Source organism: Acinetobacter sp. UBA1297, from assembly GCF_002307755.1.
GTDB lineage: Bacteria > Pseudomonadota > Gammaproteobacteria > Pseudomonadales > Moraxellaceae > Acinetobacter > Acinetobacter radioresistens.
Genome location: NZ_DBUF01000028.1, coordinates 200,980 through 217,063, shown reverse-complemented (window position 1 = coordinate 217,063; position 16,084 = coordinate 200,980). Strand labels below are relative to the sequence as shown.

The window sequence follows — 16,084 nt, the reverse complement described above, 5'->3', positions numbered from 1 at the left end:
CACTTCTGACAGTAAAACAATGTTTAATTTACCAATTTGAGAATTCAGTTAACCAATTGTTACTATGGATTTTTCTATTGGTATGGTCTGAGATGCCAAAATCCTAAAAACAAAAAAACCAGCCCTCAGGCTGGTTTTTCAGTTGTGGCTATTATCCACTGATTTTTTTATATTTGGCGCGTTTGGTTACAGCTGCATCGCCTAGGCGTGACTGACGATATGCTTCATATTCAGCATAGTTACCCGTGTAAAATTCAGGCTGCTCATTTTCAAACGACAAAATATGCGTTGCAATACGGTCCAGGAACCAGCGGTCATGCGATACCACCATAACTGTACCCGGAAAGACCAAAATTGCATCTTCAAGTGCACGCAAAGTTTCAATATCAAGATCGTTTGAAGGTTCATCAAGCAGGATTACATTAGCACCCTGCTGCAAGATTTTTGCCAGCTGCAAGCGGTTTCGCTCGCCACCAGAAAGTTCACCTACACGTTTCTGCTGGTCTTGGCCTTTAAAGTTAAAACGGCCAATATAGGCGCGAGACGCAATTTCGTAATCACCTACTTTCAAGATATCCAGACCGCCAGAAACCTCTTCCCATACGGTTTTGTTGTTATCCAAGGTGTCACGAATCTGGCCAACATAGGCCACTTTAACTGAATCACCCAGAGTAACTGTTCCGGTATCTGGCTGCTGTTCCCCAGTCATCATACGGAATAGTGTGGTTTTACCCGCACCGTTTGGACCGACAATACCAACAATTGCTGTTGGTGGTACAGAGAAGGTCAGGTTTTCATAAAGCAGACGTCCATCAAAGGATTTACTGATGCCTTCAACTTCTACTACCTTATTACCTAAACGCGGACCAGGTGGAATATAAATTTCAGAAGTTTCATTACGCTGCTGGAATTCTTTAGAGTTTAACTCTTCAAAACGCTCCATACGAGCCTTGTTCTTTTTCTGCTGGCCTTTGGCATTTGAACGAACCCATTCGAGTTCTTTTTTCAAGGCTTTAGCAAAAGACTCTTCCTGTTTCTGTTCCTGTTCTAGACGGGCATTTTTCTGTTCCAGCCAAGACGTGTAATTGCCCTGGTAAGGAATACCATGTCCGCGGTCAAGCTCCAGAATCCACTCAGCAACGTTATCAAGGAAATAACGGTCGTGCGTAATAGCAACAATGGTACCAGGAAAGTCTTTTAGGAAACGTTCTAACCAAGACACAGATTCTGCATCCAGGTGGTTAGTCGGTTCGTCAAGAAGGAGCATGTCCGGTTTAGATAGGAGCAGACGGCAAAGTGCAACACGGCGGCGTTCACCCCCTGAAAGCAGAGTCACGTCAGCATCCCAAGCCGGCAAGTTTAATGCAGCAGCAGCCTGTTCCATCTGGTTATTCAGATTATGCGCATCCCAAGTCTGGATGATGGCTTCAAGTTTCTCTTGTTCTTTTGCAAGTGCGTCAAAGTCAGCATCTTCTGCTGCATATTCTGCAAACACTTCATCCAGGCGGGCTAATGCATCTAACGGTTCACGCAGACCATCTTCAACATTTCCACGTACATCTTTGTTCGGATCCAGGGGTGGTTCCTGTTCCAGATAGCCGATTTTAATACCTGGTTGCGCACGTGCTTCCCCAGAGAAATCTTTATCTACGCCCGCCATGATACGGAGCAGAGTTGATTTACCTGCACCGTTAAGACCGAGCACACCAATTTTTGCACCCGGAAAAAATGACAAAGAGATGTCTTTCAGGATTTCACGCTTAGGCGGAACCATCTTCGACACACGGTTCATCGTGTAAATATATTGGGCCACGCAGGACTCCTCAATTGAAAATCAGAATATCGCAAACTGCGAAAAAATAACCAGCGTATTATACGATGAATACCATGAAAACATAAGGCGTACTCTGGGTATTCTGCGGGTTATCTCCCAACCTTTTGTGACTAAAAATTAATCTCACACCAAGATTTTGAGTTTGCTTAAACTCATCACTATACTTATGAAATAAATAGATATAGACAAAGAATAGGAAAGCTTTATTTCATATTAAAAAATGCTAGACTCGATCAGGTTTTAACCCACATCGAAGAAATAATATGACATATAAAGATGAAACTTTGGCAATTCATGCCGGTTATAGCCCTGAAGCGACGACGAAAGCCGTAGCGGTACCTATTTACCAGACCACGTCCTACTCTTTCGATAATACTCAACATGGGGCCGACCTGTTCGATTTAAAAGTCCAGGGCAATATTTATACCCGTATTATGAACCCTACAACGGCGGTTCTTGAACAGCGTATCGCAGCTCTAGAGGGTGGAATAGGTGCACTGGCACTTGCTTCGGGCATGGCAGCAATTACCTATGCGATTCAGACTATTGCCGAAGCAGGTGATAATATTGCTTCTGTTTCCACCCTATATGGTGGTACATATAATCTGTTTGCCCATACATTGCCCAAACAGGGAATTGAAGTGCGCTTCTTCGATTATCAGGATCCAGAAGTATTACACTCTCTGATTGATGATAAAACCAAACTGGTATTTGTCGAGTCAATTGGTAATCCGCTTGGCAATATCATTGATCTGGAAGCCATCAGTAAAATTGCCCATGAATACGGGGTACCGGTTGTAGTTGACAATACGGTAGCGACACCGGTCTTGCTCAAGCCTTTTGAATTTGGTGCTGATATCGTGGTGCACTCGCTAACCAAATATATTGGAGGTCACGGTAACAGTATTGGTGGTGCGATTGTCGATAGCGGTAAATTCCCTTGGGGTAAATATCCGGACCGTTTTAAAGTGTTAAATACGCCCGACCCAAGTTATCATGGGGTTAACTATGTCGAGGCGCTTGGTGAAGCTGCTTATATTGCCCGTGCACGTGTTGTGCCTTTACGTAATACTGGCGCCGCCATTAGCCCGATGAATGTTTTCATGATTCTGCAAGGACTGGAAACTTTAAGCCTGCGCATGGAGCGCCATACCGAAAATGCTCTAAAAATTGCCGAGTATTTGAAAGCTCATCCAAAAGTCAAATGGGTAAATTATGCAGGCCTGACAGACCATCCACAGCATGCGCTGGCACAAAAATATGTTCAGGGTAAACCTTCGGCTATCTTATCCTTTGGGGTACAGGATGGACTTGCTGGCGGTACCCGTTTTATTGATGCACTGCAGCTCTTTACCCGCCTGGTCAATATTGGCGATGCGAAAAGTTTGGCTTGTCATCCGGCAACCACTACCCATCGTCAGCTCAATGAACAGGAGTTGAAATCTGCAGGGGTTAGCGAGGATATGGTGCGTTTATCTATCGGCATTGAACATGCTGATGACCTGATTGCCGATCTGGAACAGGCACTTGCCGCAGTTTAAGTTATACACAAGCAGGGTCAACATACATGGCCCTGTTTATATTCCCTCAAATACCAGACAGTGTGACTAAAAAGCTTGAACTCGAATGTTTCTGATAATTAGCCCTACCTGATAGCTTTATTTTAATCTGGCATATGTTTTTACTTTCCATTTATGAACTGCTTTTTCAAAGTTTTATCTTTTCAACTATTTTAACTTGTGTTAAAACACAGTATAAACACATACCCAAATTAGAGTAATTACTCTAAATATTATTTTTAGATTCAACCACTTAACTCTGGATTTTTCCCGTCATTTCGTTAAGATAAAAACCGACTGAGCCCCTTGGCCTATCGCAGGTCATGGCTATAACATATTTAAAAAAATTATATTTATTTTGCCTCAGCAAATTTTCAGCCAGGAAGATCTACGTGAACAACAAATTAGAGAAACTTTTCGAAGACAAGGTAAATGGCAAGGTAGCACTCATCACCGGTGCTTCCAGTGGAATTGGCCTAACTACAGCCAAGAAACTTGCTCAAGCGGGTGCACATGTGCTGCTGGTTGCCCGTACTGAATCTACCTTGCAAGAAGTTCAGGCTGAAATTGAAGCAGAAGGTGGAAAAGCAACTATTTTCCCATGTGATTTAAATGATTTGGATGCTATTGATGCATGTTCCCAGAAAATTCTGGCGTCTGTAGACCATATTGATATCCTGATTAATAATGCTGGACGTTCTATTCGCCGTGCTGTCCATGAATCAATTGACCGTTTTCATGACTTTGAGCGTACCATGCAGCTGAATTATTTCGGTGCGATCCGTCTGATTCTGAATATATTGCCGCAAATGATGCAGCGTCGTGACGGACAGATCATTAATATCAGTTCAATTGGTGTGCTGGCTAATGCAACCCGTTTTTCTGCTTATGTGGCTTCTAAAGCCGCGCTAGATGCTTTTAGCCGCTGTCTGTCAGCAGAAGTGCATTCACACAAGATTGCAATCACTTCAATTTATATGCCTCTGGTGCGCACTCCCATGATTGCACCAACCAAAATTTATCGTTATGTCCCTACGCTGTCGCCTGAGCAGGCAGCTGATCTGATTGCCTATGCCATTATCAAGCGTCCGAAACGCTTGGCTACGCATCTTGGCCGTTTGGCATCTATTACTTATTCGATTGCTCCTGAAATCAACAATATGTTTATGTCAATTGGCTTTAATCTGTTTCCAAGTTCCAGCGCATCAGTGGGTAAACAGGAAAAACTTAACTGGGTTCAACGCGCTTATGCCCGTATTTTTCCAGGTGAACACTGGTAAATATAATTACTTTATCAATAAAAATGCCTCCTATTCTGGAGGCATTTTGCTAGTTTCTTTTATTCCAGAAAATTGACCCGACCGGTCTGCACATCATAAATTGCTCCCACAATGGCTATTTCTCCACGTTCAAGCATCTCTTTTAAGACAGAGCTGTGGTTAACAATATACTGGATATTGTAATGAACATTCAGGGTAGTTACCTGATCAATAAAAGGCCGGTTCAGCTCACGCGGCTGCATAATATCGTAAGCGCTCTGAACCGAATGCATTAGCGGCCCCAAGATATACTGAATATACGGCATTTCTTTAATGTCAGAAATACTTTTATGCTGTAACCGCAGCTGGCAGGCACTAGTTACTGCTCCGCAGTCAGTATGGCCCAGCACCACAACTACTTTTGAACCCTTAGCCTGACAGGCAAACTCAAGAGAGCCTATGACTTTCTGTCCGGCCACATTTCCTGCAATACGCAGGCTGAATAAATCCCCAATTCCGACATCGAACAGCATCTCTGTAGGAGCTCTTGAGTCCATACAGCCGAGTACGGCAGCAATCGGATGTTGACCCTGATCAGCAGTTACTCGGATCTGCCGGTAAATATCACGTTGTAAACGTTCATTTTTCACAAAACGCTCATTTCCTTCCTTAAGCAAGTTCAGTACTTGGGCAGGTGTCAGTTGCTGCTGCAAATCGCGAGTACTGATATCAATATCTAGTACTGCGTCATCCAGTTCATGGTAATGCTGTTTGAATCCGATTAGTTTTAAATCAATCTTGCGTTTAATGGCAGTTTCATTCTGATACTCCTGAATAACTTGATAAATATCTGGATCGATTGAATCGGACTGAGTCGCATCCAGAATTAACTGCTCACCTTTATGAACATGTTCGAGAGCCGAAATGAGTGCTGAACGGTTTAAAAAAGTAACCTGTGAAGGCAGTTCAATCCGTGTAACAATACCGTGCAAATGCTTTTCCTTATATACACGTACGCCCTTATTCAAATTACCGTATAGGATAAAAGCACTACTGACCAATAATCCAATTAGAATTCCAGTGAGCAGATCTGTGAGTAAAATCGCAACTAATGTGATAATAAAAGGCAAAAACTGTTTCCAGCCCTGCTGATAAAGCTTTTTAAAGAGTTTTGGATGGGTAAGTTTAAAGCCCGTTAAAATTAAAATCGCAGCTAGAGCTGATAAAGGAATCATATTCATCAATGGCACAAAAAACATCACTGCCAGTAGCAGGAAAATGCCATGAATAATGGTCGAACATTTACTGCGTGCGCCAGAATTGGCATTGACGGAGCTACGTACAATTACCGACGTAATTGGCATACCTCCAATTAAACCGGAAACAATATTGCCTGTGCCTTGTGCCCATAACTCGCGGTTCGGTGGTGATGAACGTTTTTGTGGATCAAGTTTGTCTGCCGCTTCGAGATTCAGAAGTGTTTCCAGAGAAGCGACTACCGCAAGGGTAATAGCTCCGGTGTAAATCAGTGGTTCTGCTAAATAGCTAAAATCCGGGAAAATCAGTACATCTCTTGGAGCTTCCAGTAAATTAGGTAACTGAATCAAGTTATGATTCTGAACTGCCAAAGGAGACCCTATCAACATTAAAATAAAATTTAATAGCGCGGCGGCAACTACAGCTACCAGTGCCGATGGCAGAACCAGTTTTTTAAGAGAACTACTGTCCCAAGCCAGAATCAAAAATAGACTGAGCAGACCAATCAGTGCTGCGCCTTTATCAAGGGAGCTAAAATTTGAAAAAAATGTTCCAGACCAAACTGCTGACCATGAGAAATCATTGATACCGAATAAATAAGGTAATTGGGTTGCAATCAGAATTACACCAATTGCTGCGAGCAGCCCTAAAATAACGTTATTGGGAATAAAATTAGCAAAAAAACCTAGCTTGAATAGACCAAAGCCAATTTGAAGTAAACCGGCAAAAATAATACACAATAAAAAAGCGGCATAATTGCCGCTTAATTGATCCAGTTGTACCAGAATGACTGCCGTGAGCCCGGCCGCCGGGCCTGCCACACCGATGTGTGAGCCACTCAACACCCCGACGACAATTCCGCCTACAATCCCCGCAATAATACCGGAAATAATGGGTGCACCTGAGGCTAAAGCTATACCTAAACACAAGGGCAATGCGACCAGAAAAACGACAAGTCCAGAGAGTATATCTTTTAAATAAAAGGGTTTTCTCAAATTTAAAACTGACATAAAACAACCGTTTGGAATAAAAATTAGAATCGACTTCGAGGTCAGATGTAACACTAACATCGATGTTTTTATAAAAAGCGAGTTGATATTGTCTGACAATCTTTCTGAATTAAAGCCTGATTATGCTACTATAATGTGTGATTTTTACACTATTTTATTTAACTTTTATCTAACTCTGCCTTATGCTTGCTAGAGTTGGATTTCTTTCATCTTACTTTTTCATTTTAAGGTTTCGAAACCGCACTCCATTAAAAATTGATAAGTAAAATTATAATATTTCGCTGGCCGGGTCCAGTCGGCCTGCTCTATTTCAGGCACATAAATTACCATGCCTTGTCGCGCGCGAGTCAATAAAACCCGATACGCATTTAGCAAGTATTTTTGCTTGGCTTCATTTTTAATTTTCTGCCATGTACTACCCTTGAAAGTCTGATACTTCCACTCCTGATCAAAATAAAAATTAATATCCCAAGCAACACAGGTATAGTCAATTTCCAGACCCTGTATATCAAATTCGGTAGCGACCTCTTCTAGGTAATATGAAGAGCGTACATCTGTATCTAGATTTAGAAACCAATGTTCAGGAGTAATTTTACTTTTAATATCTATTCCATCTGCTCTTAAACGCTTTGCTCCAGAGCTTGCTACAATGCCGTAACGCTCCGATCCTTTTGCCCTGGTTTTTAACCATTGTTTAGCTTGCTTCAAATTTCTGCTCAATACGACAGGATAATCAGAACTGATCTCTGAATAGAGCTGTTGAGCAGCCTGAGAATTCCCATCTAAAATATATTGAATTAATTGTGATACCCGCTCACTTCTAAATGAACGTACAGAGACAGCTAAATGTAAATCCTGTTCATTAATGCCTGTAGTTTGTAGCCAGTTCCTATGTTCTGTAGAGTCCAAATAAACGCTGTCTTCTAATATCTTTTCGGAATAATAAATTTGCCAATCAGAAAACTTCTGTTTCAAGGCTTCTAACCATTCAGTAACGCCAGCTTCTCCTGTATTAATTTCTTGACCACCACCGATTAAACAGACTACAACACACCAATCTATATGCCGATTCATCACATTGATCAAAAACTCGGGTTCAGACATAGTAAAATTATCAATCCCCTTTTTGAGTTTCATAAAATTAGAAACCTGTTCTTTTTGCCAGGCCCGCTGCGCCTCATCAAAAACCACTACCTGCTCAACAGGTATTTCTGTAGAGCGTAAATAATAATCTCGAAAATGATGAATATTCTGTATAAACGCTTTTGCTGAACGCTCTGCCGCTAGATGACTTTTTGACAGGCCCTGCAATTTAAAATTTTTTACTGTATCGCGCACCAATGCTTCACGTAATACATCGACCAATGGCCCATTACCTGAAAGAAAAACAGCATGCTCTGTCTGGTCCTTTTTCAAGCGCTGATTCGCAATATTTAGACCAGCAAGCGTTTTGCCTGCACCAGGTACCCCGGTTAAAAAGCAGATCGACTTTATTTTATTTTGCTTGGAGTATTCAATGATTTCCTCAATCTTATTAGAGGTAATTTCAAGATTAATCGTACCTGCATCACTACGAGAAATTTCTTGGACTTGATGGCCTTTATATAAAGCTTGTGCTGCTTCAATAATTGTCGGTGTCGGTTTGTAGGGAGCTTCCAGCCAAGATTGGGTATTAATGACTGAATTATGAGAAAATTGCTGAATAATTTCAGAAAGTATCTCTCCAAAATTTTCTGCATTACAGCATGCTGCCTCATTTAATGAGGCTATTTTCTCCCAATTCTGCCTAGTTTCTGCTGCCTGTGTAGCCACCAAAACTGGAATTACTTTCTGATTATGACTACCTGCATGAAAATTAAGTAAGTCCAAACAGTAATCAATTACTTGTGTTTGTGCTGAGTGACTGTATTGCGTATCTCCTACTTTGAATTCAATGACTAAAATCAAATCTTGAATGATCAAAATATTATCTACACGTTTCCCCATACGTGGAATATGAAATTCAAAAAAGATCTCGCCTTGATCAAGTATACAAAGAGCTCTCTTTAAAATCGTAATTTGCTTAAGCCATGCACTTTTTTGTAATTCATCAAGACTGAACTCATGCTGATAAGCCAGTGAACCTAATATAGCCTCTTCATTTTCATTCCTGAATTCTAAAAAATTATTCTGGTAGTAACTTTGTGCAAGACCCATTCTTTTTAGCCAAACTTTCTTCAATTTATTTTAGATAAAAAAGAAAACCTCCCACTTGGGAGGTTTCCGTTTACTTCGCAGAGATTATTTAGATCCTTTAATACCTGCTTGCAATAATAAAGCGCCTAATCCGCCAATTTTCTGTTCCTGCGGTTTAGCTGCCTGTGGTTTCTTCCCTTGTGGGCGTTCACCTTGCGGACGGGCATGTTGAGGACGTTTACCTTGTGGCTTACGCTCAGGACGCTGCTCTTGATTTTGTTCACGACGCGGACGTGGTGATGTTTTTACCGGCGCAGCAGCACCCTCAGGTCGCATAGAAAGATTAACGCGATTACGCTCTGCATCGACCTGAATCACACGTACCTGTACGATTTGTCCCGGCTTTACAATCTTGTGCGGATCTGAAACAAATTCGTTTGCTAATTCTGAAATATGTACCAGTCCATCTTGGTGTACGCCAATATCAACAAAAGCGCCAAAGTTAGTAACATTGGTTACCACGCCTTCCAGTTGCATACCTTCAGTCAACTGTTTCACATCAGTAATGTCATCACGGAACTTGGCAGTACGGAATTCAGGGCGCGGATCACGACCCGGTTTTTCCAGTTCGGCCAATACATCCTGGATAGTAGGCAGACCAAACTTGTCATCAATAAACTGGTTAGGGTCTACCTGACGAATAATTTCACTATTTCCAATAATATCTTTTACAGTAGTGGCTTTGGCTTCAACAATTTTCTCAACCAGACCATAACTTTCCGGATGAACAGAAGATGCATCTAATGGCTGATTACCTTCTTGAATACGCAAGAAACCAGCTGCCTGTTCAAATGTACGATCGCCCAAACGGGGAACTTTTTTCAAGTCCTGACGGTTGTCAAAACGACCGTTCTCTTTACGGTATTCTACAATTTGTTGGGCAATTGCTTTATTTAAACCAGCAATATAACCTAAAATTGCAGAAGAGGCGGTATTAACGTCTACGCCCACCGCATTTACACAATCTTCAACTACCGCATCTAACGTTTTTGCAAGACCGGCCTGATTTACATCATGCTGATACTGCCCCACGCCGATTGATTTCGGATCAATTTTAACCAGCTCAGCCAGTGGGTCCTGTAATCGACGGGCAATAGATACTGCTCCACGAATAGACACATCCAGTTCAGGCAATTCCTGAGAAGCCAGCTCACTCGCTGAATAGACTGATGCACCAGCTTCACTTACAGTCACACGGGTCAGTTTTAGATCCGGGTTGGCTGCCATCATTTCAGCCACTACAGCTTCAGTCTCGCGGCTGGCTGTACCATTACCAATTGCAATCAGTTCAATATCAAATTCACGGCACAAACGCGCAAGTTCGGCCACTGAACCTTCTTTATCTTCTTTTGGAGCAAACGGATAAATCGTACTATGGGCGAGTACATCACCTGACTCATTCACTACTGCCAGTTTTACGCCAGTACGTATACCCGGGTCTACGCCCAATGTACGTCGGCTACCTGCCGGTGCAGACAAGAGTAAATGACGCAGGTTTTCTGCAAAGACCTGCATAGCTTCATTTTCAGCAGCTAAACGCTTTTCGGTCAGTAATGAATGCTCAACCTGTGGACGTACTTTACCCATCCAGAACAGTTTTGCAGTTTGCTTGAGAAAATCCTGACGTGTCTGTGGCTGAATTTGATCCAACTGATATTCAACCTCAATACGCTGAATCGCCGGATCATTTTCACCATCAACTTTAAGGCCCAGCACATTTTCCTGACGTCCGCGCAACATGGCCAGTAAACGATGTGAAGGGACTTTGTTCAAATTTTCTGAAAATTCAAAATAGTCACGGAATTTTTTGCCAACTTCTTTCTTCTCTTCACTTGCTACTGCACTTTTCAAAACGGCAGTTTTTGCAAAGTTGGCTTTAAGCTCAGCCGTCAGCGCAATATTCTGTGCCCACTCATCAATAATAATATGCTGAATGGCATCCAGCTGGCTTTCCAGGTCTGGGTACTCTTCATGCGAGAACCCTGCAAGTGCTTCACTCGGGTCAACCTGTTCAGCCAATATTTTCTCAGCAACCGGCCCTAACCCAGCTTCTCTTGCCTTGAAAGATTTGCTGGTCCGTTTTGGACGATAAGGTGCATAAATTTCTTCAAGAGCATTTTTGGTTTCGACGGCCTCGACCCGGGCCAGCAAGTCATCGCTTAATTTATTCTGTTCTTTCAGCGATTCGATGACTTTAGCGCGTCGCTCATTTAAATCACGTAAATAGGATAAACGCGTATCAAGCTGACGTAGCTGCGTATCGTCTAAGCCTTGTGTCACTTCTTTACGGTAACGGGCAATAAAAGGAACACTGGCACCTTCATCTATAAGCTTGATGGCAGCTTCAACCTGATCTGGACGTACGGCAAGCTCGCTTGCCAGCTGCTGAACTAAGTCAGTCATCGTGTTTGATTCCACAAGGATAAATACTAAAAGCTGTGATTATAAAGACCAAGGCCATAAAATCTACTATTGTTTTATCTAAATTACACATCAGCAATAATGCTAATTTAGTGAAGTTCCATGGTTTTTATGCAATTTTACGACAAAATTCCCGTAAATTACCAAGATCTGGCCGTTCCGGTTTATTTTTTACCTGTATATATTTGGTATCTATGTCTTGATTTTTACTGCAATATTTGGTGCTTTAGAGCATAGTAAAACTCATTGTAAGCATCGTATACTCAATACTGTATATGGGTCTGATCACGATGACAATAAACAATAAAGGAGCACATCATGAGTCTAGTTGTACCTGCTGAACATACAGATGCTGTACAAGCCGATACAGATCGCGTTGAACGTATCCTCGTGGTCGATGATGATGTGCGTTTGCGTACTCTGTTACAACGTTTTTTGGAAGATAAAGGCTTTGTCGTTAAAACTGCACACGATGCTACCCAGATGGATCGTCTGCTACAACGTGAACTGTTTTCACTGATTGTACTCGACTTTATGTTGCCAGTTGAAGATGGCTTGAGTATTTGCCGTCGTTTACGACAGTCCAATATTGATATTCCAATTATTATGCTGACCGCGCGTGGCAGTGATTCTGACCGCATTGCCGGTCTTGAAGCAGGTGCAGATGATTATCTGCCTAAACCATTTAATCCAAACGAACTTCTTGCCCGTATCCGGGCAGTTCTGCGTCGCCAGGTCCGTGAAGTACCTGGTGCTCCTAGTCAGCAGGTAGAGGTCGTAAGTTTCGGACCATGGTCTCTAGATTTATCGACCCGTACGCTGACACGTGAAGGTCAGGTGGTCACTTTAACCACTGGTGAGTTTGCCGTACTCAAGGCATTGGTTCAGCATCCACGTGAGCCACTAACACGTGACAAACTGATGAATCTGGCGCGCGGTCGTGAATGGGGTGCCATGGAACGTTCAATTGATGTTCAGGTGTCTCGCCTGCGTCGTCTGATTGAAGAAAATCCGGCACGTGCACGTTATATTCAGACAGTCTGGGGCGTAGGTTACGTCTTTGTGCCAGATGGCGCTGAATAACCTGTTTATTTTATGACCGGAATTATCCTGATGATTTGTACAGGCCATTCACTACTGGGAGGTTTTATATCTGCCAATAAAGTGAATGGCTAGTTCGTATAAGAATGCTTAAAAAATTGCATTGTCTATGGCCTTTGAGCCAAGACAAGCCGCTAAAATTCTGTCATAAAATTACAGTCTGACTATAAAATACACTTATAGGAATCCGGAGTGAAACTCGACCCTATTGATCCACAAGAATTTACTGACTATGTAGCTTATTCAGAGAAAAAACGCACCCGTGGGGAACGTTTCCTGGACAAGATCAAGCCACGCTCCGCAGCAATGCGTACTACAGTTCTGGTCGGTTTTGTGGTGCTGTTCAGTCTGGTCATGTCACTCTGGTTTTTCTGGCGTACTTTATATTTACCTGAAATTCAGCAACATGCCCGTTATCTGGCTGTTGAGCTTGAAATTATCAATAACCCCAAACTGCGTATCTTCCATGACAATGTTGAAATGGATATAGATACCTGGCTCAAAAATCGGGTCGGAATTGAATATGTCACTGACCCTAAAGAGTATCCCAATGTTCGAGAAAAGGTGATCGCCGAATTCTTTACTAACCATATTGAGGAAAAGCTGGCTAGAGAGTTAAAAGTCGATAATGTTACGGTGTATTTCCAGTTTAAGCCAAGCCCAAGAATCTGGATACAGACCCCCGAAATGCACGGAAACTGGGTCCGTGAACCATTAAAAACTTATGCCAACTATAGCCCTGAACTGATTTTTGGTTGGCTGCTCGGTGTTCCGATTATTGCATCTATTATTATTTTGACATTGGTCCGGCAGTTAAATCGCCCCTTACGTCGGCTGCAAAATGCGGCAAACCAGTACAGTAAAACTGGGAAGGCACCTTATCTGGAAACCAATCATGGTCCACTAGAAATCCGTCAGGTAAATCAGGCCTTTAATCATATGGTTTATACGCTAGAGCAGACAGAGCGCGAGCGGATGATCATGCTAGCAGGTATTTCACATGATTTACGTACACCGTTGACCCGAATTCGTCTGACTGCTGAAATGTTACCGGATGAATTCCTGCGTGAAGGGCTGATTTATGACGTTGATGATATGGATGCAATTTTGAATCAGTTCATCTCCTATATGCGTGATGGCTCTGACGAAGAATTGAAAGACACCAATATCAACATCTTGCTACAGGAATTGATTGTTCAGTTCAAACCGCTAAATATTCGTTTTGAAGCACAGGATGTTCCTATCATTCCAGCACGTAGCCTGTCATTGAAACGCCTGATTGGCAATCTGATCAATAATGCCAAGCGTTATGGTGCTGAACCAATCGAACTGTCTGCCTATACAGAAAATGACCGGATTATCATCAAGGTAGCAGATCATGGCGAAGGGATTCCAGAAGACCAGATTCAGGATCTCATGCAACCTTTTGTGCGTGGAGACTCCGCCCGTACCGTACAAGGTAGTGGCTTGGGCTTAGCAATTGTTAAACGTATTGTTGATATCCATCAAGGCGAGCTTAAAATCCATAATCGTCCTGAAGGCGGGTTAGAAGCTATTATCTCACTGTTGATACCTAAAGAGAAAACTGAAGAAAACAGTAGTCATAATCCGCTAGAAAAGATCAAGCAAAGTCTAAGTGACCGTTTTTAATCATGATTAAATTTTGGACATTTGAATTTTACAATTATCTTAGCCTTTAAAAATATTTATTTAAAAAATAGTAGCTTAAAAAGCATCAAAAATATTTATACCTTCATTTTCTGAAAAAATTAGACCTTAGCCTAACAGGCATGCACAATTTGTTTTTTGGGCGGTACAATCCGTCTAGTTTCGAGCATATTGAGAGTAAACCATGTCTTTAGATCGTATTCGATTAGCCTCCCTTCATGACAAAGTAATCAGTGCAGATCAAGCTGCCGAGTTCATCCAAGATGGCATGACTATCGGTATGAGTGGCTTTACTCGTGCAGGTGAAGCCAAAGCAATTCCTCAGGCACTGGTAAAACGTGCCAAACAGCATCCTTTAAAAATCTCCCTAATTACCGGTGCAAGCTTGGGTAACGATCTGGACAAACAGATGACTGAAGCTGGTGTACTGGCTCGTCGCATGCCATTTCAGGTAGATAACACACTGCGCCGTGCGATCAACAATGGCGAAGTAATGTTTATTGACCAGCATTTGTCTGAAACTGTAGAACAGATGCGTAACCTGCAGCTTAAACGCCCGGATATTGCAGTTATTGAAGCAGTTGCAATTACTGAAGATGGCCATATTGTGCCAACAACTTCTGTAGGTAACTCTGCAAGCTTTGCTATTTTTGCAGAAAAAGTCATTATTGAAATTAACACTTCAGTAAGTGAAGAATTTGAAGGTCTGCATGACATCTATATTCCGACTTACCGCCCGACCCGTACACCAGTACCTTTAACTCAGGTAGATGACCGTATCGGTTCAACTGCGATTCCAATTGATCCTGCAAAAATCGTTGGTATTGTATTTAATGAAACACCAGATTCTCCATCTACAGTAACACCACCAGATGTGGAAACTCAGGCAATTGCCAATCATTTGATTAATTTCTTTGAAAAAGAAGTTGCTGATGGCCGTTTACCGAAAAATTTGGGCCCTTTGCAAGCAGGTATCGGCTCAATTGCCAATGCTGTACTGACCGGCTTTAAAGATTCAAACTTTGAAGATCTGGTGATGTATTCAGAAGTATTACAAGACTGTACTTTTGAGCTAATCGATGCCGGTAAAATGAAATTTGCTTCTGGCTGTTCAATGACATTGTCTACCCAGTGTGGTGAGCGTGTTTTCGGCAACCTGGAAGCATATAAAGACAAGTTTGTATTACGTCCACAAGAAATTTCAAACCACCCTGAACTGGTACGCCGTTTAGGTATTATTGGTATTAACACTGCGCTTGAGTTTGATATTTACGGTAATGTGAATTCTACCCATGTTTGCGGCACCAAGATGATGAATGGTATTGGTGGTTCAGGTGACTTTGCCCGTAATGCACACTTGGCAATTTTTGTAACCAAATCGATTGCAAAAGGGGGCGATATTTCTTCAATTGTTCCAATGGTATCTCATGTTGACCATACCGAACACGATGTTGATATTCTGGTTACAGAACAGGGTCTAGCTGACCTTCGTGGACTGGCTCCACGTGAGCGTGCTCGTGTAATTATCGAGAACTGTGTACACCCACTTTATAAAGATGCCTTGAACGACTATTTTGACCGTTCAACTGCTAAAGGTGGCCATACACCACATCTGCTTCGTGAAGCGCTGCAATGGCATATTAACTTTGAAGAAAATGGACATATGCTGGCTGTTGAGCCTGCAGTAAAAACTGCTTAATAGCATTCAGTTAAAAAACGCCCATCTGGGCGTTTTTTCTT

At 42.2% G+C, this 16,084-nt stretch carries 9 protein-coding genes; 5 read left to right on the top strand and 4 right to left on the bottom strand.

All coding sequences use genetic code 11. The features are described from left to right. Positions 1 to 151 precede the first annotated feature (151 nt). Positions 152 to 1,813, bottom strand: a complete 1,662-nt coding sequence (gene ettA, locus B3R63_RS12980) for an energy-dependent translational throttle protein EttA (RefSeq protein ID WP_005018007.1) — start codon at positions 1,811 to 1,813, stop codon at positions 152 to 154. A gap of 284 nt (positions 1,814 to 2,097) precedes the next feature. On the opposite strand from ettA, the gene B3R63_RS12975 reads away from it, so the two are divergent. Next, positions 2,098 to 3,375 (top strand): O-acetylhomoserine aminocarboxypropyltransferase/cysteine synthase family protein, encoded by a 1,278-nt coding sequence (locus B3R63_RS12975; protein ID WP_286731729.1) that lies wholly within the window; start codon positions 2,098 to 2,100, stop codon positions 3,373 to 3,375. Positions 3,376 to 3,785: 410 nt separating this feature from the next. Then, a complete protein-coding gene (locus B3R63_RS12970; protein WP_005407184.1) occupies positions 3,786 to 4,673 on the top strand; it encodes an SDR family NAD(P)-dependent oxidoreductase in 888 nt (295 codons plus the stop codon). A 59-nt stretch (positions 4,674 to 4,732) separates the two neighbouring features. Here the strand turns inward: B3R63_RS12970 and B3R63_RS12965 are convergent, their stop codons facing one another. The 3 genes from B3R63_RS12965 to B3R63_RS12955 all read right to left on the bottom strand — a co-directional run bounded on the left by B3R63_RS12965 (position 4,733) and on the right by B3R63_RS12955 (position 11,557). Then, entirely contained in the window at positions 4,733 to 6,919 is a 2,187-nt protein-coding gene (locus tag B3R63_RS12965; protein ID WP_286731727.1) for a SulP family inorganic anion transporter, read from the bottom strand. A 219-nt stretch (positions 6,920 to 7,138) separates the two neighbouring features. Beyond that, positions 7,139 to 9,115, bottom strand: a complete 1,977-nt coding sequence (locus B3R63_RS12960) for a DUF2075 domain-containing protein (protein WP_286731723.1) — start codon at positions 9,113 to 9,115, stop codon at positions 7,139 to 7,141. Positions 9,116 to 9,199: 84 nt separating this feature from the next. Next, on the bottom strand, positions 9,200 to 11,557 hold the full coding sequence (locus tag B3R63_RS12955; protein ID WP_105919104.1) for a Tex family protein: 2,358 nt from the start codon (positions 11,555 to 11,557) through the stop codon (positions 9,200 to 9,202). A gap of 336 nt (positions 11,558 to 11,893) precedes the next feature. On the opposite strand from B3R63_RS12955, the gene ompR reads away from it, so the two are divergent. The 3 genes from ompR to B3R63_RS12940 all read left to right on the top strand — a co-directional run bounded on the left by ompR (position 11,894) and on the right by B3R63_RS12940 (position 16,043). Next, a complete protein-coding gene (gene ompR, locus B3R63_RS12950) occupies positions 11,894 to 12,658 on the top strand; it encodes a two-component system response regulator OmpR (protein ID WP_005017991.1) in 765 nt (254 codons plus the stop codon). 210 nt (positions 12,659 to 12,868) lie between these two features. Then, the gene (locus tag B3R63_RS12945) at positions 12,869 to 14,326 is read left to right on the top strand and encodes an ATP-binding protein (protein ID WP_248087028.1); all 1,458 of its coding nucleotides are present in this window, start codon (positions 12,869 to 12,871) and stop codon (positions 14,324 to 14,326) included. A gap of 202 nt (positions 14,327 to 14,528) precedes the next feature. Beyond that, positions 14,529 to 16,043: an acetyl-CoA hydrolase/transferase family protein gene (locus B3R63_RS12940; protein WP_005017988.1), complete on the top strand. Its 1,515-nt coding sequence runs from the start codon at positions 14,529 to 14,531 to the stop codon at positions 16,041 to 16,043. Positions 16,044 to 16,084 lie beyond the last annotated feature (41 nt).